We start from the raw sequence: 21,267 nt of genomic DNA, 5'->3' as shown, positions 1-21,267 counted from the left end.
GGGACTGCCTGGGTCTTCATGCGGTGGCGAGGCGGGCGGGGATGCGCTTTGGCGCGCCGGGTCCGGTCTCGGGAACGGGTAGGGGCGGCTCCAGCATCTGCGCCAGGCTGACGCCGCGCAGGGCGTCGGCGACGATGTCGTTGATGCGGCGCCAGTTGGCGCGCGCGCCGCACTGGTCGGCGATGCCGCAGCTGGTGTCCTCCAGGCTGCATTCGGTCATCGCCAGCGGACCTTCCATGGCCTCCACGATCTCGATGAGGCTGATCTCCCGCGCCGGCCGTGACAGGCGATAGCCGCCATGCGCGCCGCGGAAGGCTTCCAGCAGCCCCGCCTGCGCCAGCGGCTTCAGCACCTTGCTGACCGTCGGGGGCTCCAGTCCCGCGCGCTCCGCCAGTTCGACCGCGCTCAGCACGCGGTCCGGCTCCGCGGCGAGCACGGTGAGCACCACGGTGGCGTAGTCGGTGAGGCGGGTGACGCGAAGCATGGCGGCGGCGGGCCTTAAAGAGGACCGAAATTGTACCATTTGCAGCGACCCCGTCCAAGCCGGGGGACCGCGCCGCAGCCGGGGGCGCGATGGAACATCCCCTGCGCATGCACCACAATGGCCGCTTTCGCAACGGAACCGCGCCACCGATGGCCAAGAGCAGCAAGGACAAGACGGGCAGGAAGAAGAAGAAGATCGAGGCCCGCCGGTCGGAGATCCACGGCAACGGCGTGTTCGCAACCGCGGCGATCGAGAAAGGCGAGCGCATCGTGCGCTACAAGGGCGCGCTGCGGACCCACGACGAGGTGGACACCGATTACGGCGACCTGGAGGAGAACGGCCACACCTTCCTGTTCACGCTCAACGACGACTACGTCATCGACGCCAACATCAGCGGCGGCGTCGCACGCTGGATCAACCACAGCTGCGCGCCCAACTGCGAAGCCGTCGTGGAAGAGGACGACAAGGGCCGTGCGCACAAGGACAAGGTGTTCATCGAGGCGCTGCGCCGCATCGAGCCGGGCGAGGAGCTGACCTACAACTACGGCATCACCCTGGACGAGCGCCACACGCCGAAGCTGAAGAAGCTCTGGGGTTGCCGTTGCGGCGCGGCCAATTGCACGGGAACCATGCTCCAGCCCAAGCGCTGAGGCCGTCGGACGTTCCCGGCCGCGCACCGATGCGCGCGGCCGCGGAATCGTTCGCATGACTTGTGACAGTCGGTTCCCGGTGCCTTGGAGCTTAGGGTGCCCGCCAACGGGAGCGGGATGCTCCCCACCGGAACCCCCATGTCCATCCGAAGCTGTCGCAAGACTGCGCTCGTCGCCGCCCTCGTGGCCGCGCCGGGCGCCTGGGCCGTCGAGATCGACGGCCGCATCGATCCTGCCGAGTGGGCCGGGGCGCACCACGTCACCGACTTCCGCAAGGTCCAGCCGCTGTCCGGCGAACCGGGATCGCTCGCCACCGAGGCCTGGGTGCTGGCCACCCCGGAAGGCCTGGCAGTCGCCTTCCGCAACCACCAGCCGGCCGCGGTGCCGCGCACCCGCCAGCGCGTGCAGCGCGATTTCAGCGAGCAGGTCGACCGCGTCAACCTCATGGTCGACTTCGACGGCGACGGCCGCACGGGCTACAACTTCGTGGTCGCCTCGACCGGCGGCGTCAGCGACGCCGTGATCACCAACCAGAGCGAGTTCAACGGCGACTGGGACGGACACTGGCACCACGCCGTGTCCGAGGAGGGCGACATCTGGTCGGTTGAGGTGCTGATCCCCTGGTACATCGCGCCGATGCGCGGTGGCGACGGCGGCACCCGCACGCTGAAGGTCTACCTCGACCGGGTGGTGGGCTCCACCGGCGAGCGGATGGCCTGGCCAACGGCCAGCTTCCAGCGCCCGCGTTTCCTGTCCGACTTCGCGCCGCTCGAGGTGCCGCTGTACAGCCGGTCGCTGCTCGCGGTCACGCCCTACGTCTCGGGCCTGTACGACAAAGTCGACGGCCGGGGCGACGGGAAGTTGGGCGCCGACCTGTTCTGGAAGCCGAACGGCCAGTTCCAGCTGACCGCCACCCTCAATCCCGACTTCGGCCAGGTCGAGAGCGACGACCTGGTGGTGAATTTCAGCGCCACCGAGACCTTCATCAGCGACAAGCGTCCGTTCTTCACCGAGAACCAGGGCCTGTTCGAATTCACCACGCCATCCGACTACAGCCAGCTGCTGTACACGCGCCGCATCGGCGGTCCGGCCGACGACGGCCGCGGCTCCGGCGACATCGACGCCGCGCTCAAGCTCAATGGCAGCGTCGGCGCCGTGAAGTACGGCCTGTTCGCCGCGGAGGAGTCGGGCGAGGCCGGGCGCAGCTTCTCCGCCCTGCGCCTTGTGCGCGACTTCGCCACGCAGAATGCGGGCTTGATGCTGACCCGCGTCGAGCGGCCCTGGCTGGACCGCGAGGCGACCGTGCTCGGCGTCGACCACAACTGGCGCCCGACCGCGCGCTGGAACGTCCGCAGCCGCCTGTTCGGAAGCCGCATCGCGCAGGCCGGCGACGACAGCGAGGACCTGGGCGCCACCGTCTGGGCCGACTACGAGATGGACCATGGCTGGCGCCAGCAATGGATCGCCATGCACTTCGGCGACGCGCTGGAGATCAACGACATGGGTTACCTCTCGCGCAACGACCTCAACTACGGGCACTGGCAGGTCTCTCGGCGTTTCACCGATCTTCCGGACGACTCCCGCTATGCGTCCAAGGACTGGCGAGTGCGCGCCAGCTCCACCTGGAACGACCACGGACAGCGCATCCGCAACGAGTTCCGGCTGAGCCGCAGCAGCCAGCTGCGCGACGGAAGCAACGAGTACGCCCAGCTGAGCCTCAACGGCTCCGGCGTGGACGATCGCCTGACCCGCGGCCATGGAGTGCTGCGCCTGCCGTCGAACTTCAGCGCGTTCTTCGAATACGGCCGTCCGCGCAAGGGCCGCTGGGCCTACGGCCTCTACGCCCAGGTCTTCAGCCATGGCCTGGCCGGCAACGAACGTCTGGGCCATGCACTGGAGATCCAGCCGACCTGGTTCGCGAGCGACGCCCTGCGCGTGCATCTCGGCGCATCCTCGATCCATCGCCCGGACTGGTTGCTGTGGCGGGGCGGCAACCTGGTCGGCAGCTTCGACGGGCGGGAGGTCGCGTTCACGACCGGCCTGGATTGGGCCATCGGTCAGCGCCAGGAGCTCCGGGTCAAGCTGCAGGCCCTGGCCATCGACGCGCGCCTGCGACAGGCCTGGCGGGTCGATCCCGCGGGCCGCGCGGTCGCCAGCGACGATCCGGTGGACGATTTCAGCGTGCGCACCCTGGGCTTCCAGGTGCGCTACCGCTACGAGCTCGCGCCCCTGTCCTATCTCTACGTGGTCTATGCGCGTGGCGGCTACCGCGACAAGCCGTTCTCGGAATCGCCTTCGTCGGCGCTGCGCGACAGCTTCGACCTGCGCGACGACGAGCAGCTCCTGGTCAAGTTCAGCTACCGCTTCGAGCTCTAGGGCGGCGCGGCGAGCGCGCGCCGGTGCGGCTGCAGCCATGCCAGCAGCATGCCGAGCAGCACCATGGCCACCAGGTCGAGCGCCACCTGGCGCAGCATCAGGGACAGCGGCAACGGCTGGGCGACGAAGGCGAGCATGTGTCCCGGCACGTACGAGACCAGCGCCACCGCCAGGCCGAAGCGGGCGCCGCGGGCAAGGTCGATTCCATCACTCGCGGGCATGCGCCGGTACAGCCACGTCATCGCCAGGCCGAGCAGCAGGTAGGCGGGGACGATCCAAGCGGCCTGCGCATTCGCCTGCTCCGGGGAGCGGTAGAGCGCGGCAAGCGCCTGGTACTCGCCCCGCAGCAGCAGTCCGTGGACCAGGAAGCCGAAGAGCAGGCCGGCCGCCCCCACCACGATCCCGCAGATCCAGAAGCGCTTGTCCATGCCGGCACCGTCAGGCGCGGCCGCGTGCCGCGCGATGGCCAGAGCCTAGCGCCACGCGACGCGCGCGTCGATCCGCGATGGCCCGCAGGCCGGTACGCCACGCGGCCGCTGCGTTTCACCGCCCCTGAAACGACTCGGGACGGCATTCGCCGTCCCGAGCAGGTGAAGCCTGGAACGTGCGGTCAGGCCGCGGCGTCCTTGAGCTTCTTCAGCGGACGCACCTTGACCTTCACCGAGGCCGGCTTGGCGGCGAACCACTGCTCTTCCTTGGTGAACGGGTTGATGCCCTTGCGCTTCGGCTTGGCGGCGACCTTGACCGAGGTGATCTTCAGCAGGCCGGGCAGGGTGAAGCTGCCGACGCCCTTCTTGCTGACCGACGCGTGCACAGCGTTCTCGAGCGAGGCGAGCACGGCGCGGACGTCCTTGGCGGCAATGCCGCTGGAGTCGGCGATGTGCGCGACCAGGCCCGACTTGGTGAGGGCTTCCTTGATCGGCTTCGGAGCGGCCGGCTTGGCAGCGGCGGCTTTCTTCGGGGCGGCCTTCTTAACCGCCTTGGTTGCTTTCTTCGCCATGTGTGTGTGATTCCGTTTTATCGGTAGATGGGTAGTCGGCCGACCCCGTCGGCAGTCGCAATGTAGGACATGGCCGGGGCCGCGCCAAGGGGAAAACGCTTGAAACCCGCAACTTTTTCGTTCCCTGCCGGTCGCGGAAGGGCTATTCGTCGTCCTGGCGGGGATGCCAGCCTTCCGCCAGCCGCCGCTGCAGCGGAGCCGGAACGGGCTCGTAGTGGCTGAAATCCAGCGAGTAACGGCCGCGGCCGGCCGTCACCGACTGCAGCTCCGCCGGGTAGCCGTCGAGCTCGGACAGCGGCACCTGGGCCTTGATCACGATGTTCCCGCCACGCGCGGAATCGGTGCCGGAGATGCGTGCGCGGCGCCCCGCGAGGCCACCGCTGATGTCGCCCATGTGCGCTTCGGGCGCGGTCACCACCAGATCGACGATCGGTTCGAGCACCGTCGGCGACGCCTTGGCCACCGCGTCCAGGAAGGCCTTCCGCGCGGCGGTGGTGAACGCCACTTCCTTGCTGTCGACGGGGTGGTGCTTGCCGTCGTGCACGATCACGCGCACGTCCTGGATCGGATGGCCGGCCACCGCGCCGCCGGCCATGGCCTGGCGCACGCCCTTCTCCACCGCGGGGATGAACTGCCCCGGGATGGTGCCGCCCTTCACCGCGTCGACGAACTCGAAGCCGGCGCCCCGCGGCAGGGGTTCGACGCGCAGCATGACCTCGCCGAACTGGCCCGCGCCGCCGGTCTGCTTCTTGTGGCGATGGTGGCCCTCCGCGGCGGCGGTGACGGTCTCGCGATAGGCGATGCGCGGCGTCCGCGTTGACACTTCGACGCCGTGGCGCTCGCGCAGGCGCTCGAGCTGGATGCGCAGGTGCAGCTCGGACAGGCCGCGCACCACGGTCTCGTTGGTCTCGGCGTCGTGCTCGACCTGGAAGCAGGGATCCTCTTCGGCCAGCTTGTGCAGCGCCGCGGCGAGCTTCTGCTCCTGGCCGCGGCTGCCGGCCTCGACCGCCAGGCCGAACATCGGCCGCGGATAGGCCATGGGCTCGAGGCGGATGTGGTCCTCGTCGTGGCTGTCGTGGAGGACGGCGTCGAAGTGCAGGTCCTCGACCTTGGCCACCGCGGCGATGTCACCGGGCACGGCCCGGTCGATCTCGAAGTGGTCCTTGCCCTGGATCCGGTACAGGTGCGCGACCTTGAAGGGCTTGCGGCCGTCGTCCACGAACAGCTGCTGGTCGCGCTTCACCGTGCCCTGGTGGACCCGGAACACGCCCAGCTTGCCGACGAAGGGATCGTTGACGATCTTGAAGACGTCGGCGATCACGTGGGCGTCGGGATCGGGGCGCGATCCGACCGGCTCCGCGGCGTCGCCCGCGCCGCGCCGGAACGGCGGCGGATTGGCCTCGCCCGGGTGCGGCAGCAGGCCTGCGACCACGTCGAGGAACTCGCGCACGCCGACGCCGGTGCGCGCCGACACGAAGCAGACCGGCACCAGGTGGCCCTCGCGCAGGCAGCGCTCGAAGGCGTCGTGCAGCTCGCCGCGGCCGAGCGCGGCCTCGCCGCCGTCGAGGTAGTGCTCCATCACCGACTCCTCGATCTCCACCACCTGGTCGAGGATGCGCCGGTGCCAGTCCGCCACCGGGCCGAGGTCGCTGTCGCCGCCGTCGCCGGCGAAGCAGTCGACCACGCGGGTGCCGCCATCGGCCGGCAGGTTGACCGGAAGCACTTCCGGGCCGAACTCCTCGCGCAGTTCGTCGAGCAGGCGCGCGCAGTCGGCGCCATCGGCGTCGATGCGGTTGACCACGATCGCGCGGCACAGGCCGCGGCGCGCGGCGTGCTCCATGATCCTCCGGGTGCCGTGGCCGACGCCGGCGTCGGCATCCACCACCACCGCGACCGTTTCCACGGCGGACAGCGCCGACAGCGCCACTCCGCGGAAGTCGGGATAGCCCGGCGTATCGAGCAGGTTGACGTGGATGCGAGTGCCGTCGGCGGCGCGATGTCCGATGCCGGCGATCGCCGCGTCGATGGAGTGGCCGCGGGCGCGCTCCTGGGGATCGAAGTCGGACACGGTGTTGCCGCGCTCGACGCTGCCTGCCGCCTGGATCGCGCCGCCGGCATGCAGCAGGGCTTCGAACAGCGTGGTCTTGCCGGCGCCCGGATGGCCCGCCAGGGCCACGTTGCGGATGTCTTGCGTTGCGTGGGACATGGGTCCGTTTCTCCCTGGCTGGGCGGAAAGGACGTCATGGCTGTCCGTCGCATGCGTGCGACCGGGCCTGCGCGGCGGGCGGTCATGGCGGACGGGCACCTTAGCGCGCGCTGCGCGGGGGCGTCGCGTTGCGACGCAGCATCGGGAATGCACCGCCGGGGGCCACGCGCGCGTCACGGCCGCCGCCCCAGGATGGACGGCCCGATACGACCACGGAGCGAACGACATGGGCATCTCGCGCAAGGCCACCGCGCACTGGGAGGGCGACCTCAAGTCCGGCGGTGGCACCATCAGCACGCCGGCCAGCGGGCTGATGGACGGCACCCGCTACGGCTTCAACAGCCGCTTCGGCGACGAGAAGGGCACCAACCCCGAAGAACTGATCGCGGCCGCGCACGCGGGCTGCTTCACGATGGCGCTGGCGAATGCGCTGGCCGAGGCCGGGCATCCCGCCGACGCGGTCGATTCGCGCGCCGAGGTCGACCTGTCGATGGAGGGTGGCCCCACGCTGAGCGCGATCCGGCTCTTCACCAGAGCGAAGGTGCCGGGCATCGACGCCGCGAAGTTCCGCGCCATTGCCGACGACGCCAAGCAGAACTGCCCGGTGTCGAAGGCGTTGTCGGCGGTGCCGGTCACGCTCGAGGCCGAGCTGCTCGCCTGATCCCCGGCCGTGCCGTTCCCGGGGCGCGGCGGCACGCCGCCGTTGCCCCGGAGCGCGAACGCCGACATAGTCGCGCGGTCCGCCACTGGAGTCCGCGCATGCGCCGCACCGTTCCCGCTTCTTCCCTGCCCCTCGTCGCCGGCATCCTGCTGGCCCTTGCCGGAGCCGCGCAGGCCGACGGCGAGCGCCTGCTCACCGCGGCGCGGATCCACACCTCCGACGCGGCGACGCCGGTGGCCACCGCCATGGTCTGGGATGCGGAAGGGCGCATCGTCGCCGTCGGTGATGCCGCCGAGCTGGCCGTGCGCCATCCCGGCGCCGAGCGCATCGACGCGGGCGACGCCACCGTGGTCCCCGGCCTGATCGACGCGCACGCGCACCTGGTCGGGCTCGGGCATGCGCTGATGCAGGCCGACCTGGTCGGCGCGCGCAGCACCGGCGAGATCGTCGAACGCCTGCAGGCCTTCGCGCGCGACCTTCCCGAGGATGCCTGGCTGATGGGCCGCGGCTGGGACCAGAACCTGTGGCCGGAGAAGGCCTTCCCGACCGCGGCCGTGCTCGATGCCGCCTTCCCCGATCGACCGGTGGTGCTGGAGCGCGTCGACGGCCACGCCACCTGGGCCAACAGCGCGGCGATGCGCGCGGTGGAGCGCGACCTGTCCGGCGACTGGCAGCCCGAGGGCGGCCTGATCCTGCGCGAGGACGGCAGGGCCACCGGCGTCTTCGTCGACACCGCCGCGCGCCTCGTCTACGCGCCCGCGCCCGAGCCGGACGCGGCCTGGCAGGACCGGGCGATGGAACGCGCGCTGCGCCACGTCGCCGCCCTCGGTCTGACCGGCGTGCACGACATGGGCACCGGGCGCGGTGGACTGGAAGTGATGAAACGCTTCGCCGACCGCGGTGCGCTGACCCTGCGCGTGCGCGCCTATGCGCAGCGCGACAGCAGCCTGATCGACGATCTCTGCCGGGACGGACATTACAGCCACCCGTCCGGCCGGCTCGACATGCGCGGTGTGAAACTGATGATCGACGGCGCGCTGGGCAGCCGTGGCGCGGCGCTGATCGAGGACTACAGCGACGACCCGGGCAACCGTGGCCTGTTGCTGCAGACGGAGGAGGACTTCGAGGCCGCGGCGCGCCGCGCGCAGGGTTGCGGCCTGCAGGTGGCCACGCACGCCATCGGCGACCGCGGCAACCGCATCGTGCTCGACACCTATGCACGCGTGCTCGGCGATGCAGCGTCCGGCGACCACCGCTGGCGCGTGGAACATGCGCAGGTGATGGCGCCGGGCGACATCGCGCGCTTCGCCGGGCTGGGGCTGGTGGCCTCGATGCAGCCCACGCATGCGACCTCGGACATGGGTTGGGCCGGCGATCGCCTCGGCGAGGCCCGCCTGGCCGGTGCCTACGCCTGGCGCAGCTTTGCCGAGGCCGGAGTGCCGCTGGCGCTGGGTTCGGACTTCCCGGTGGAATTCGCCGATCCGCGCCTCGGCCTGCTGGCTGCGGTGACACGCCAGGACGTCCACGGCCTGCCCCCGGGCGGCTGGCTGCCGGGCCAGGTGCTGACCGCGGCCGAGGCGCTGCACGGGTTCACCGCGGGCGCGGCCTGGTCGGCGTTCGACGATGACGAGACCGGACGCCTGGCGCCAGGGCTGCGTGCCGACTTCGTGATCCTCGGGCAGGACCCGCTGGCGGTGCCGGCCGACCGGCTGGACGAGCTCGAGGTGCGATCGACCTGGGTCGACGGCCGGCCGGTGTACGAAGCCAGGTGATTACCAGTCGATCGTTCCGTTCACGATGATGCGCGCACGGCCGCCGGACCAGACCTCGCCGTCGGCGTCCACGCGCAGCTCGATGATGGCGTCGTGGCCGACCTCGCGACCCTGGCTGATGCGGTAGAAGCCGCCTTCGCCGGGAAGCGCGCCGCGATCCGACAGCCAGGCCGCGAGGGTGGCGTTGGCGGCGCCCGAGGCCACGTCCTCGAACGGTGCCGGCGAACCGACCCACGCGCGGACGGCGAGGTGGTAGACCGGATCGTCGCTGCGCGCGAAGACGCACAGGCCCATGCTGCCGGTGGCCTCGGCCAGGGCGCCGACCGCGGCCCAGTCGGGCGTTGCCGAACGCAGCTCGGCTTCGTCGCGCAGTTCGGCCAGCCACCAGCGGCGGCCGCCGTCCATCAGCACCGGCGGCAGCGCGCCCAGGGCAAGCCCGGCCAGCGCGGCGCGCAGGCGCGCGTCCGCGGCGTCGGCCACCTCGACCACGCGTGCGCGCGGCGTGCGCACCGCGACCGTGCGCCTCCCGCCTTCGCCGTCCACCCGAAGCGGCAGTTCGCCCACCGCGCAGGACTGCACGAGCTTCCCCTCGCGCGCGGTCACCAGGCCGCGGTCGAGCAGCACGTACGCGGTGCCCACGCTGGGGTGGCCGGCGAAGGGCACCTCGCGGCGCGGGCTGAAGATGCGCACGGCGTAGTCGGCCGTTGCGGTGGGCGAGGGGAAGACGAAGGTGGTTTCCGGCAGCCGCGTCCAGCGCGCGATCGCCTGCATGGTCGCGTCGTTGAGGCCGGTGGCGTCGGGGACGACGGCCAGCGGGTTGCCGGCGCCGGAACGATCGGCGAACACGTCGAGCTGGACATAGGGGCAGGCGGGCATGCGGTGCTCCGGCGCGGCGCGCCAGTGTAGCGGCGGCCGTGCCGATCGGGACCGTGCGCGGCTAGAATCGCAGGCCGTGTCCGATCCGCCGGCGTGCCGGCCGTCCATGCCCGACCATTCCGAACCCGCCCGCTGGATCGTGCTCAAGTTCGGCGGCACCTCCGTGTCGCGCCGCGAGCGCTGGGACACCATCGGTGCGTTGGCCGCCTCGCGCGTCGACACCGGCCATCGCGTCCTGGTCGTCGTTTCCGCCCTGTCCGGCGTGACCAACGCCCTGGGTGCGATCGCCGACGGTGCGCCCGACGCCGTGGAGCGCGCAGAAGCGCTGATCGAGCGCCACCGCGCCTTCGCGGTCGAACTCGGGCTCGACCCGGACGCCGCGGTCGGGGCCCGCCTCGACGCGCTGCGCAGTCTGGTGGCCGATCCGCGTGCTTCCACGCGGACGCTCGACTGGCAGGCCGAGCTGCTGGCGCAGGGCGAACTGCTCTCCTCGACGCTGGGCGCCGCCTATCTGCGCTCGCGCGGCCTGGATTTCGGCTGGTGCGACGCCCGCGACTGGCTGCAGGCGGTGGGCCTGCCCAACCAGAACGACTGGACCCGGAGGCTGTCGGTGGCCTGCCGCCGCGAAGTCGCCGGCGACTGGCGCACGCGCTTCGACGCCCAGCCCGGCGGCATGCTGCTCACCCAGGGCTTCATCGCCCGTCACGAAGACGGCGGCACCGCAGTCCTCGGCCGTGGCGGCTCGGACACCTCCGCGGCGTACTTCGGCGCACTGCTCGGCGCCGCCCGCGTGGAGATCTGGACCGACGTGCCCGGCATGTTCAGCGCCAACCCGCGCGAGGTGCCCGACGCCCGACTGCTCGCGCGCCTGGACTACGCCGAGGCGCAGGAGATCTGCACCACCGGCGCCAGGGTCCTGCACCCGCGGGCGATCAAGCCCTGCCGCGACGCCGGCGTGCCGATGGCGATCCTGGACACCGCGCGCCCGGAGCTGCCGGGCACGCGCATCGACGGCGATGCCGCCACCGTGCCCGGGGTCAAGGCCATCAGCCGCCGCGACGGCGTGGTGCTGGTGTCGATGGAGACCATCGGCATGTGGCAGCAGGTCGGCTTCCTGGCCGACGTCTTCGACTGCTTCCGTCGCCACGGGCTGTCGATCGACCTGATCGGCTCGTCGGAGACCAACGTCACCGTGTCGCTGGATCCGAACGAGAACCTGGTCAGCACCGACGTGTTGGCCCGGCTGTCGGAGGACCTGGCGCGCAGCTGCCGGCTGAAGGTGATCGCGCCGTGTACCGCGATCACCCTGGTCGGCCGCGGCATGCGCTCGCTGCTGCACCGGTTGTCCGATGTCTGGGCGACCTTCGGCCGTGAGCGCGTGCACCTGATCTCTCAATCGTCCAATGATCTCAACCTGACCTTCGTCATCGACGAAGCCGACGCCGGAGGCCTCATGCGGGAACTGCACGATGAACTGATTTCCAGCGGCGCGATGCCGGTGCGCGAAGCCGATGTGTTCGGACCGCGCTGGAGCGAAATCGAGGGCCGGCTGCGCCGGCGCCCGGTGCCGTGGTGGCATGGGCGGCGCGACGAACTGCTGGCGCTGGCCGCGGAAGGCACGCCGCGCTACGCCTACGATCCCGGCACCGTGCGCGCCCGCGCCCGGCAGCTGGCGGCGGTGGAGGCCGTGGACCGCCGCTTCTACGCGATCAAGGCCAATCCGCACCCGGAAATCCTGCGCCTGCTGGTCGAGGAAGGCTTCGGGCTGGAATGCGTGTCCGCCGGCGAGCTGGCGCACGTGTTCGAGGCATTGCCCGGGCTGGATCCGGCGCGCGTGCTGTTCACGCCCAGCTTCGCCCCGGTCGACGAGTACGCCGCCGCCTTCGGCCGGGGCGTGACGGTCACCCTCGACAACGTCGAGGCGCTGGAGCGCTGGCCGGAGGTCTTCCGCGGCCGCGCGCTGTGGCTGCGGGTGGACCTCGGCCGCGGCGAGGGCCACCACGAGAAGGTGCGCACCGGCGGCCCGGCCTCGAAGTTCGGGCTGCAGGTGGATCGCGTCGAGGCCTTCCTGGCCGCCGCGCGCGCACTGGACGTGCGGGTCACCGGGCTGCATGCGCACCTGGGCAGCGGCGTCGACACGCCCGACCACTGGCGCGAGGTCTGCGACGAACTCGGCGGCATCGCCGAACGCATCGGCAGCATCGACACCATCGACATCGGCGGCGGCCTGCCGATCCCCTACCGCGAGGACGACGAGCCCTTCGACCTCGAGGCCTGGAGCGTCGGCCTGGCCGAGGTCAAGGCGGCCTACCCGGCCTACCGCCTCGCGATCGAGCCGGGCCGCTTCCTGGTGGCCGAGGCCGGCGTCCTGCTGCTGGCAGTCACCCAGGTGGTGGAGAAGGGCGGCATCCGCCGCGTCGGCGCCGACGCCGGCATCAACGCGCTGATGCGTCCGGCGCTGTACGACGCCTGGCACGACATCCACAACCTGTCGCGGCCCGACGGCGAGACCGTGGCGTTCGACGTCGTCGGGCCGATCTGCGAATCCAGCGACGTCTTCGGCCGCCAGCGCCCGCTGCCGCGCGACACCGCGCCCGGCGACGTGCTGCTGGTCGCCGACGCCGGCGCCTACGGCATGGCCATGGCCAATACCTACAACCTGCGCGCGCTGCCCGCGGAGACCCTGCTCCCGGAGACCGGGGAATGACCGGAGCGTTCGATCGCGAGGCGGTGGCCTGCTTCCGCTTCGTCGGCTGCGCCTTCGACCCGGCGACCGGCGAGGCACGACTGGCCTATGCCTTCGACGACGGCCCGGAGCTGGTCGAGACGGTGATTCTCCCGGGCGCGCCGTTCGCGCTGGACGCGACGCGTGCGCCGGCCGTGGAGCATGCGCTCCGGCTGCTCCACCTCGTCGCCGGCGTCAGCTACTACAAGGCCGCGGTCCCGGAGTGCATCCGCATCGACGGCTACGGCATCGACGCCGCCACGGCGGCGCTGCTCGAGGACGTCTACCTGCATGGACTGGGCGAGTTCGCCTATCGCAACGCGCTGGACCTGCACGGACGCATCCGGTTCCCGGTGGAAGGGCCGGCCGAAGCAGGAGTGGGTCCGGGCGCCGGAAGCGCGGCGGGCGGCAGCCATGGCCGCGCCCCCGCGGCCGGCCTGAGCTCCCACGCCCTGGTCGCCATCGGCGGCGGCAAGGACTCGCTGGTCTCGATCGAGGCCCTGCGTGCCGCCGGCATCGGACAGACCGTGGCCTGGGTCGGCGGCTCGCAGCTGATCCGCGCCTGCGCCGAGCGCACCGGGCTGCCGACGCTCAACATCCAGCGCCAGCTCGCCCCCGAACTGTTCGAGTACAACCGCCAGGGCGCGTACAACGGCCACATCCCGGTCACCGCGATCAATTCCGCGATCCTCGCCCTCGCGGCGGTCGTGCTCGGCGTCGACCAGGTGGTGTTCTCCAACGAGCGCTCGGCCAGCTACGGCAGCCTGATCGAAGGCACTGGGGAGGTGAACCACCAGTGGTCCAAGGGCTGGGCCTTCGAACAGGCCTTCGCCGCCCACCTGCGCAGCCACGTTGCGGCGGACCTGCGCTACTACTCGTTGCTGCGGCCGCTGTCGGAGCTGGCGGTGGCGCGCCAGTTCGCGAGGATCGACCGCTACGACGGCTGGTTCTCCAGCTGCAACCGCAACTTCCACCTTCTCGGCGAGCGCCCGACCAGCCGCTGGTGCGGCGTCTGCCCGAAGTGCCATTTCGTGTTCCTGGCGCTGGCTCCGTTCATGCCCAAGCCGCGCCTGGTGGCGATCTTCGGGCGCAACCTGCTCGACGACCGGTCACAGCTGGGGGGCTACGATGCGCTGATGGAATACCGCGACCACAAGCCCTTCGAATGCGTGGGCGAGGCGCGTGAGTCGCGCGCGGCGATGGCGGCCCTGGCCGCGCGCCCCGAGTGGCGCGAGGACGCGGTGGTCGCGCGCTTCCGCGGAGAGATCCTGCCGCAGCTGGGCGGCGAAGCGCTGGAGATCGCGCCGCTGCTGGTGCCCGATCCGGAGCACGGCATCCCGGACGGGGTCTGGAGCCGGCTGCATGCGTATTTCGCAGCTTGAGGGCCGGCGCCTCGCGCTCTGGGGCTGGGGCCGCGAGGGCCGCGCCGCGTACCGCGCGCTGCGCCTGCGTCTGCCGGCGCAGCCGCTGACGCTGTTCTGCAACGCCGAGGAGGCTGTCGCGGCGGCGGCGCTGGGCGACGGTCTGCTGTCCATCGAGACCGAGGCGAACGCCGGCCGGCTGTCGGCCTTCGACGTGGTGGTGAAGTCGCCCGGCATCAGCCCATACCGGCCGGAAGCGCTGGTCGCCGCGCACGCCGGCACGGCCTTCGTCGGCGGCACCGCGCTGTGGTTCGGGGAACGTGCGGAGGAGGGCGGGGTCGCGCGCGGCGTGGCCTGCGTCACCGGCACAAAGGGCAAGAGCACCACGACCGCGCTGCTGGCGCACCTGCTGCGCGCCGGCGGCGTGCGCACGGCGCTGGCGGGGAACATCGGCCTGCCGCTGCTGGAGCTGCTGGACGACGAGGCCGAGGCCTGGGCGATCGAGCTGTCGAGCTACCAGACCGGCGACGTCGCCGCCGGCGGCGTGCGACCGGACGTGGCGGTGGTCACCAACGTCTTCCCCGAACACCTGGACTGGCACGGCGGCGAGGAGTGCTACGTCGAGGACAAGCTGGCGCTGGTGACCCGCGCGAAGCCGCGGGTCGCCGTGCTCAACGCCGCCGACCCACGGCTGGCAGCGCTTGGAGCGCGGCTGGATCCCGCGACCGGAGTGCGCTGGTATGGCCGGGAGGACGGCTGGCACCTGCGCGGGAGCATGCTGCATCGGGGCGGCCTGGCGGTGTTCGATACCCGCGACGTGCCGCTGCCCGGGCGCCACAACCGCGACAACCTGTGCGCGGCGCTGGCGGCCGCCGAAGCCCTGGGCCACGACGCCGTGGCCCTCGCGCCGGCCGCGCGGACCTTCCGGCCCCTGCCGCACCGGCTGCAGGTCCTGGGAACCCGTGGCGGCACCACCTGGGTCAACGATTCCATCAGCACGACGCCGCACGCCACGCTGGCGGCGCTGGACGTCTATCGCGACCGGCGCGTGGCACTCCTCGTGGGCGGCCACGACCGCGGCCTGGACTGGGCGGACTTCGCGTCACGGATGCGCACGCACGCGCCGGCGGCCGTGGTGACCATGGGCCGCAACGGCCCGCGCATCCACGCGCTGCTGGCGGCGGTGGCGGACGAAGGCGGGTTCGACCTGCGCGAAGCGGCCGACCTGGCCGGTGCGGTCGCGGCCGCGCGCGAGGCGCTGGCAGCCGGTCCCGGGCCGGAGGCTGGCGACGTCGTGCTGCTGTCACCCGGCGCACCGAGCTTTGGCGCCTGGCGCGACTATGTGGAGCGAGGACGCGACTTCGCGCGCCTGGGCGGTTTCGATCCGGATGCGATCTCGGAGATCCCGGGACTGGGGATCGCGGCGTCGAATCCGGACTGAAAAAACGTTCTTCTCCCGACTCCGGGGGCGATGGCGTGCAGTCGGTGCGCTCCCGCGTTCTTGGTGCACTGTCGCGCGGTGAAGCCGCTTCGCTGGGGTCCGCGCAGCCCGTCCCGCGCACAGGGGGTGTGCTCCCCCGGCAGTCTCCGCGTCCTGCTCCCACTGCCGGCCGCCGGCCATCCATGGCCGGCTGTCCGCACACCCCCTGTGCACGGGAGGGCTCCGGCGTTCTCCGGCTTCGGGGCGGAAGATCAAGAGCGGTCGGAGCCGGGCTGCTGCCGGTCATGACGCTCTCCGTTTCGAGGTGGGCGTCGCTTCTAGAAACCTCCCAGACCGCACGAAAGGTCGTGCCCGCCGCGGATGCAGGGGGGGATGCCCAGAGCCGGCCATGGATGGCCGGCGGCCGGATCTGGGAGCAGGACGCGGAGAATCCGGCTGGGCATCCCCCCTGCGTCCGTGGCGGGCGGCCCGGACTCGAACGGAGCGTCCGTGGCGGGCGGCCCAGACCTGAACGGAGCGTCCCCTCGATCGGGAGAAGGGCCAGAAAAGGCTGGGCCGTCCTCCAGGCTTTCTAGGCGCTGCGTTCCACCGCGTGCCGCACCAGGCCGCGCAGCGCGGCCACAGCCTCGTTGTCCTGCAGTCCGTCGAGCGCGGCCTCGGCCATCGCGGCGTATTCCCGGGCGCGGTCCAGGCTGTATTCAAGGCCGCCGCTGGCGCGGATCGCGGCCATCGCTTCGTCCAGCGCGCCGGCATCGCCCTGCTCGACGATCGTGCGCAGGCGGGCGCGCGTGGCGTCGTCGGCATGCGCCATGGCGTGGATCAGCGGCAGGGTCATCTTGCCCTCGGCCAGGTCGTCGCCCAGGTGTTTGCCCAGGGCGGCCTCGTCGGCGCTGTAGTCGAGCACGTCGTCGGCGATCTGGAAGGCGATGCCGAGGTTCAGGCCATAGTCGTGCAGGCGCTGCTGCGTGGCTTCGTCGCCGCCGGCCAGCAGCGCGCCCAGGCGGGTGGCGGCGGCGAACAGGATCGCGGTCTTGCGCTCGATCACGCGCAGGTACGCGGACTCGTCCACGTCGGGGTTGCGCACGTGCAGCAGCTGCAGCACCTCGCCCTCGGCGATGCGGTTGGTGGTGCCGGCCAGGATCTCCTGCACCGGCATCGAGCCCAGCTCGACCATCAGTTCGAAGCTGCGCGAGTACAGGAAGTCGCCGACCAGCACGCTGGCGGCGTTGCCGAACACGGCATTGGCGGTGCTGCGGCCGCGGCGCAGGTCGGATTCGTCGACCACGTCGTCGTGGAGCAGGGTGGAGGTGTGGATGAACTCGACCACCGCCGCCAGCTGGTGCGCGTCCGGACCCTGGTGGCCCAGGGCACGCGTGGCGAGCAGCAGCAGCATCGGGCGCAGGCGCTTGCCGCCGCCGGCGACGATGTGCTCGGCCACCTGGTTGACCAGGACCACGTCGGAGGCGAGGCGGCGGCGGATCAAAGCGTCCACGGCCGCCATGTCGGCGGCGGCGAAGGCCTGGACCTCGGTCAGCGGCAGGGCGGGGCGGGCCGGGTCGGCCGGGGCGTTCGGATCCATGTCGGGCGCATGTCTGGGGATCGTCATTATAGGCGGCGGTGCCTGCGGCCGGTGTGCCGCACGGGCTTCCCCGATGCGCCGGCGCGGGGCCGGAGGATGGCCCCGGGCGGGCGGGTATACTCACGCTTTTCCTCCGCCAATCCCGGCGGGGAACGCAAGGAAACCAGGACCATGGCCCGCGGAATCAACAAGGTCATCCTCGTCGGCAACCTCGGCAACGATCCCGACGTGAAGTACACCCAGAGCGGTACCACGATCACCACGATCAGCGTGGCCACCACCGAGGCCTGGAAGGACAAGCAGACCGGCCAGATGCAGGAACGCACCGAGTGGCACCGGGTGAAGTTCTTCGGCCGCCTGGCGGAGATCGCCGGCGAATACCTGAAGAAGGGCCGCCAGGTCTACGTCGAGGGCTCCCTGCGCACCGAAAAGTACACCGGCAAGGACGGCGTCGAGCGCTACTCCACCGACATCATCGCGAACGAGATGCAGATGCTCGGCGGCGGTGGCGAGGGCGGGCAGCGCGGCGGCGGTGGCGGCGGCGATTACCAGCGTGGTGGTGGAGGCGGCGACTACCAGCGCGGCGGTGGCGGCGGCGACTTCCAGCGCGGCCAGTCGGCCCCGGCGCGGCAGACGCCGGCGGCAGCCGCTTCCCAGTTCGACGATGGCATCTCGGACGACGATATTCCGTTCTGACCGCCCCCGCGGCCGCAGCAGCACATCACGGAGGATTTCCCCCAATGTCCACCTGGCTGGTCACCGGCGGCGCCGGTTTCATCGGCGGCAACTTCGTGCTTGAAGCGGTCGCGGCGGGCGTGCGCGTCATCAACCTCGATGCGCTCACCTATGCAGGCAACCTGGACACGCTGTCCTCGCTCCAGGACAACCCGGACCACGTCTTCGTGCACGGCGACATCGGCGACCGCGCCCTCGTCGAGCGCCTGCTGGCCGAGCATCGTCCGGACGCGGTGGTGAACTTCGCCGCCGAGAGCCACGTCGACCGCTCGATCGACGGCCCCGCGGCGTTCGTGCAGACCAACGTCGTCGGCACCCTGGCGCTGCTGGAAGCGGTGCGCGACTACTGGAAGGGGCTGGAAGGCGGGGCGAAGGACGCGTTCCGCTTCCTGCACGTGTCCACGGACGAGGTCTACGGCACGCTCGGCGAGACCGGCCTCTTCACCGAGACCACGCCGTACGCGCCGAACTCGCCCTATTCGGCGTCCAAGGCGGCCAGCGACCATCTGGTGCGTGCCTTCCACCACACCTACGGGCTGCCGGTGCTGACCACCAACTGCAGCAACAACTACGGCCCCTACCATTTCCCGGAGAAGCTCATCCCGCTGGTGATCGCCAAGGCCCTGGCCGGCGAGCCCCTGCCGGTATACGGCGACGGGAAGCAGGTGCGCGACTGGCTGTTCGTCAGCGACCACTGCGAGGCGATCCGCACGGTGCTCGCGAAGGGCCGCGTGGGCGAGACCTACAACGTCGGCGGCAACGCCGAGAAGCAGAACCTCGAAGTGGTGAAGACGATCTGCGCGCTGCTCGACGAGCGCCGTCCGCGCGAGGACGGCAGGCCGCGCGAATCGCAGATCGCGTTCGTGGCCGACCGGCCGGGTCACGACCGCCGCTACGCGATCGACGCCTCCAAGCTGCGCGACGAGCTGGGCTGGGTGCCGAAGTACACCTTCGAACGCGGCATCGCCGAGACCGTCGACTGGTACCTGGCCAACCAGCCCTGGGTGCAGCGCGTCCTCGACGGCAGCTACCGGCTGGAGCGGATCGGGGTCGCGGCATGACGGCGCGCCGCGGAATCATTCTCGCCGGCGGCTCCGGCACGCGGCTGTACCCGATCACGCAGGCGATCAGCAAGCAGCTGCTGCCGGTGTATGACAAGCCGATGATCTACTACCCGCTGAGCACGCTGATGCTCGCCGGGATCCGCGAAGTGCTGATCATCAACACCCCGCACGAGCAGGCGCTGTTCCGGCAGCTGCTGGGCGACGGCTCGCAGTGGGGCATGGACATCCGGTACGCGGTGCAGCCGAGTCCGGACGGCCTGGCGCAGGCCTACCTGATCGGGCGCGAGTTCGTCGGCGGCAGGCCGAGCTGCCTGGTGCTGGGCGACAACATCTTCCACGGCCACGGCTTCACCGAGATCCTGAAGCGCGCCGATGCGCGCGGGGACGGCGCCACCGTATTCGGCTACTGGGTCAGGGATCCGGAGCGCTACGGCGTGGCCGCGTTCGACGCCGGCGGCCGGGTGGTGGGCCTGGAGGAGAAGCCGGCGCAGCCGCGCTCCAACTACGCGGTCACCGGGCTCTACTTCTACGACGGCCGGGCCAGCGACTTCGCGGCTTCGCTGAAGCCCTCGCCGCGCGGGGAGCTCGAGATCACCGACCTCAACCGCTGCTATCTCGAGGAGGGCAGCCTCCACCTCGAGCAGCTCGGCCGCGGCTATGCCTGGCTCGACACCGGCACCCACCAGTCGCTGATCGAGGCCTCGAATTTCATCGAGACCGTCGAGGCGCGCCAGGGCCTGCGCGTGTGCTGCCCGGAGGAGATCGCCTGGGGCAACGGCTGGATCGACGACGCCGACCTCGAGCGGCTGGCCGCGCCCCTGTCCAAGAACGGCTACGGCCAGTACCTGCTGTCGCTGGCCAAGCGCGGAGTGGTGCGATGAAGCTGGTGGAGACCGGCCTGCCCGGCTGCGTGGTGATCGAACCGCAGGTGTTCGGCGACCAGCGGGGCTTCTTCTTCGAGTCCTTCAACGCCGACCGGCTGGCCGCGCACGGCCTGACGCCGGCCTTCGTGCAGGGCAACGTCTCCTCGTCCACGCGCGGCGTGCTGCGCGGGCTGCACTACCAGTGGCCGAAGCCGCAGGGCAAGTACGTCTCGGTGGTCGAGGGCGAGGTCTGGGACGTCGCCGTGGACATCCGGCGCGGCTCGCCGACCTTCGGCCAGTGGACGGCGGTGGTGCTGAGCGCGGAGAACAAGCGCCACTTCTGGATCCCCGAAGGCTTCGCCCACGGCTTCGTGACCCTCAGCGAGCGCGCCGTCTTCACCTATCTCTGCACCGCGACCTACGACCGCGAGGCGGATGCCGGAATCCGCTGGAACGACGCCAGCCTGGCCGTCGACTGGCCGCTGGCGCAGCCCGTGCTCTCCGACAAGGACGCGCGCGCGCCCTTCCTGGCCGAGGTGCCCGAGGAGCGGCTGCCGGTCTACGCGCCGTGAGGCTGCTGCTGCTCGGTGCCAACGGGCAGGTGGGCCACGCCCTGCGGCGCGAGCTGGCGCCTCTGGGCGAGGTCGTCTGCACGACGCGCAGCGGCGCGCTGCCCGACGGCGGCACCTGCGAGATCGCGGACTTCGACCGGCCGGACATGCTGCCGGGCCTGGTCGAGCGGCTGTCGCCGGATGTCGTCGTCAACGCCGCGGCGTACACCGCCGTCGACCGCGCGGAGGAGGAACGCGGGGCCGCCTTCCGCGCCAATGCCGAGGCTCCCGGCACGCTGGCCGCGGCCTGCGCCCGACGTGGCGCGCTGTTCGTGCACTACTCCACCGATTACGTCTTCGACGGCAGCGGCACGCGTCCCTGGCGCGAGGACGACCCGACCGCTCCGCTGGGCGTCTACGGCGCGAGCAAGCTCGCCGGCGAGGACGCCGTGCGCGGCATCGGCGCACGCCACATGATCTTCCGCACTGCCTGGGTCTACGGCGCCCACGGCCACAACTTCATGCGCACCATGCTGCGCCTGGGCGCCGAGCGCGACGAGCTGCGCGTGGTCGCCGACCAGGTCGGCACGCCGACGCCGGCGCCGCTGATCGCCGCCGCCACCGCGCACGCGCTGCGCACCCGGCCCGAGGCCAGCGGCCTCTGGCACCTGACCGCGAACGGCGGCACCAGCTGGCACGGCTTCGCCGAAGCGATCTTCGCCGGCGCCGTGGAGCGCGGACTCCTGGCGAGGGCGCCGCGGGTGCTGCCGATCACCACCGGCGAATACCCGACGCCGGCGCGCCGCCCGGCGTACTCCCGCCTCGACACCGCCCGGTTCCAGACGGATTTCGCGACCACGCTCCCGCAGTGGGGCGACGCGCTCGACGCGGTCCTCGACGGAATGATGTCGGCCTCCTGAGCC

The 21,267-nt window shown here is 71.5% G+C and carries 18 protein-coding genes; 12 read left to right on the top strand and 6 right to left on the bottom strand.

The annotated features are described in order from the left end of the window. Window positions 1-16 precede the first annotated feature (16 nt). Window positions 17-484, bottom strand: coding sequence for an SUF system Fe-S cluster assembly regulator (locus tag FPZ22_RS04180; protein WP_144890678.1), 468 nt, complete (start codon window positions 482-484; stop codon window positions 17-19). Window positions 485-633: 149 nt separating this feature from the next. On the opposite strand from FPZ22_RS04180, the gene FPZ22_RS04175 reads away from it, so the two are divergent. Together FPZ22_RS04175 and FPZ22_RS04170 are read left to right on the top strand one after the other, a co-directional pair. Beyond that, window positions 634-1,134, top strand: coding sequence for an SET domain-containing protein (locus tag FPZ22_RS04175; RefSeq protein ID WP_144890676.1), 501 nt, complete (start codon window positions 634-636; stop codon window positions 1,132-1,134). 138 nt (window positions 1,135-1,272) lie between these two features. Beyond that, on the top strand, window positions 1,273-3,510 hold the full coding sequence (locus tag FPZ22_RS04170) for a DUF5916 domain-containing protein (protein WP_144890674.1): 2,238 nt from the start codon (window positions 1,273-1,275) through the stop codon (window positions 3,508-3,510). Here the strand turns inward: FPZ22_RS04170 and FPZ22_RS04165 are convergent. The 3 genes from FPZ22_RS04165 to fusA all read right to left on the bottom strand — a co-directional run bounded on the left by FPZ22_RS04165 (window position 3,507) and on the right by fusA (window position 6,716). Beyond that, window positions 3,507-3,938, bottom strand: a complete 432-nt coding sequence (locus FPZ22_RS04165) for a hypothetical protein (protein ID WP_144890673.1) — start codon at window positions 3,936-3,938, stop codon at window positions 3,507-3,509. The genes FPZ22_RS04170 and FPZ22_RS04165 overlap by 4 nt on opposite strands. Window positions 3,939-4,120: 182 nt before the next feature. After that, window positions 4,121-4,510 carry an HU family DNA-binding protein gene (locus FPZ22_RS04160; protein ID WP_144890671.1) on the bottom strand — a complete coding sequence of 130 codons (390 nt, stop codon included), beginning with the start codon at window positions 4,508-4,510 and terminating at the stop codon, window positions 4,121-4,123. Between the two features lie 142 nt (window positions 4,511-4,652). Then, window positions 4,653-6,716, bottom strand: a complete 2,064-nt coding sequence (gene fusA / locus FPZ22_RS04155; RefSeq protein ID WP_144890669.1) for an elongation factor G — start codon at window positions 6,714-6,716, stop codon at window positions 4,653-4,655. 226 nt (window positions 6,717-6,942) lie between these two features. Here fusA and FPZ22_RS04150 point away from each other — a divergent pair, with 226 nt between their 5' ends. Further along, window positions 6,943-7,377: an OsmC family protein gene (locus tag FPZ22_RS04150; RefSeq protein ID WP_144890667.1), complete on the top strand. Its 435-nt coding sequence runs from the start codon at window positions 6,943-6,945 to the stop codon at window positions 7,375-7,377. 98 nt (window positions 7,378-7,475) lie between these two features. Continuing rightward, window positions 7,476-9,149, top strand: a complete 1,674-nt coding sequence (locus FPZ22_RS04145) for an amidohydrolase (RefSeq protein WP_144890665.1) — start codon at window positions 7,476-7,478, stop codon at window positions 9,147-9,149. Here the strand turns inward: FPZ22_RS04145 and FPZ22_RS04140 are convergent, their stop codons facing one another. Next, complete coding sequence (locus FPZ22_RS04140) at window positions 9,150-10,025, bottom strand: PhzF family phenazine biosynthesis protein (protein WP_144890663.1); 876 nt, start codon at window positions 10,023-10,025, stop codon at window positions 9,150-9,152. Window positions 10,026-10,131: 106 nt separating this feature from the next. Here FPZ22_RS04140 and FPZ22_RS04135 point away from each other — a divergent pair, with 106 nt between their 5' ends. From FPZ22_RS04135 to murD, 3 genes are read left to right on the top strand one after another with little or no spacing between them, the layout of a single operon-like run. Next, a complete protein-coding gene (locus FPZ22_RS04135; protein ID WP_144890661.1) occupies window positions 10,132-12,732 on the top strand; it encodes a bifunctional aspartate kinase/diaminopimelate decarboxylase in 2,601 nt (866 codons plus the stop codon). Then, a complete protein-coding gene (gene murL / locus FPZ22_RS04130) occupies window positions 12,729-14,132 on the top strand; it encodes a UDP-N-acetyl-alpha-D-muramoyl-L-alanyl-L-glutamate epimerase (protein ID WP_144890659.1) in 1,404 nt (467 codons plus the stop codon). The genes FPZ22_RS04135 and murL overlap by 4 nt, the downstream gene beginning before the upstream one ends. Further along, a complete protein-coding gene (gene murD, locus FPZ22_RS04125) occupies window positions 14,113-15,552 on the top strand; it encodes a UDP-N-acetylmuramoyl-L-alanine--D-glutamate ligase (RefSeq protein ID WP_144890656.1) in 1,440 nt (479 codons plus the stop codon). Before murL ends, murD begins: the two co-directional genes overlap by 20 nt. A 571-nt stretch (window positions 15,553-16,123) precedes the next feature. Here murD and FPZ22_RS04120 read toward each other — a convergent pair. Further along, a complete protein-coding gene (locus FPZ22_RS04120; RefSeq protein WP_144890653.1) occupies window positions 16,124-17,131 on the bottom strand; it encodes a polyprenyl synthetase family protein in 1,008 nt (335 codons plus the stop codon). A 171-nt stretch (window positions 17,132-17,302) separates the two neighbouring features. Between FPZ22_RS04120 and ssb the strand changes: the two genes are divergently transcribed. The 5 genes from ssb to rfbD are packed head-to-tail and all read left to right on the top strand — an operon-like array spanning window position 17,303 to window position 21,264. Further along, window positions 17,303-17,827, top strand: coding sequence for a single-stranded DNA-binding protein (gene ssb, locus FPZ22_RS04115; RefSeq protein ID WP_144890651.1), 525 nt, complete (start codon window positions 17,303-17,305; stop codon window positions 17,825-17,827). 44 nt (window positions 17,828-17,871) lie between these two features. Next, window positions 17,872-18,927 (top strand): dTDP-glucose 4,6-dehydratase, encoded by a 1,056-nt coding sequence (rfbB, locus tag FPZ22_RS04110; RefSeq protein WP_144890648.1) that lies wholly within the window; start codon window positions 17,872-17,874, stop codon window positions 18,925-18,927. Beyond that, window positions 18,924-19,811 (top strand): glucose-1-phosphate thymidylyltransferase RfbA, encoded by an 888-nt coding sequence (rfbA, locus tag FPZ22_RS04105; RefSeq protein ID WP_144890646.1) that lies wholly within the window; start codon window positions 18,924-18,926, stop codon window positions 19,809-19,811. Before rfbB ends, rfbA begins: the two co-directional genes overlap by 4 nt. Continuing rightward, on the top strand, window positions 19,808-20,365 hold the full coding sequence (gene rfbC, locus FPZ22_RS04100) for a dTDP-4-dehydrorhamnose 3,5-epimerase (RefSeq protein ID WP_144890643.1): 558 nt from the start codon (window positions 19,808-19,810) through the stop codon (window positions 20,363-20,365). Before rfbA ends, rfbC begins: the two co-directional genes overlap by 4 nt. Further along, window positions 20,362-21,264 (top strand): dTDP-4-dehydrorhamnose reductase, encoded by a 903-nt coding sequence (gene rfbD / locus FPZ22_RS04095; RefSeq protein WP_144890640.1) that lies wholly within the window; start codon window positions 20,362-20,364, stop codon window positions 21,262-21,264. The genes rfbC and rfbD overlap by 4 nt, the downstream gene beginning before the upstream one ends. The last annotated feature ends 3 nt before the right edge of the window (window positions 21,265-21,267 follow it).

The organism is Luteimonas granuli, assembly GCF_007795095.1.
GTDB lineage: Bacteria > Pseudomonadota > Gammaproteobacteria > Xanthomonadales > Xanthomonadaceae > Luteimonas > Luteimonas granuli.
Note: the sequence above shows the minus strand (reverse complement) of the source record. Positions and strands in the feature narration are given on the sequence as shown.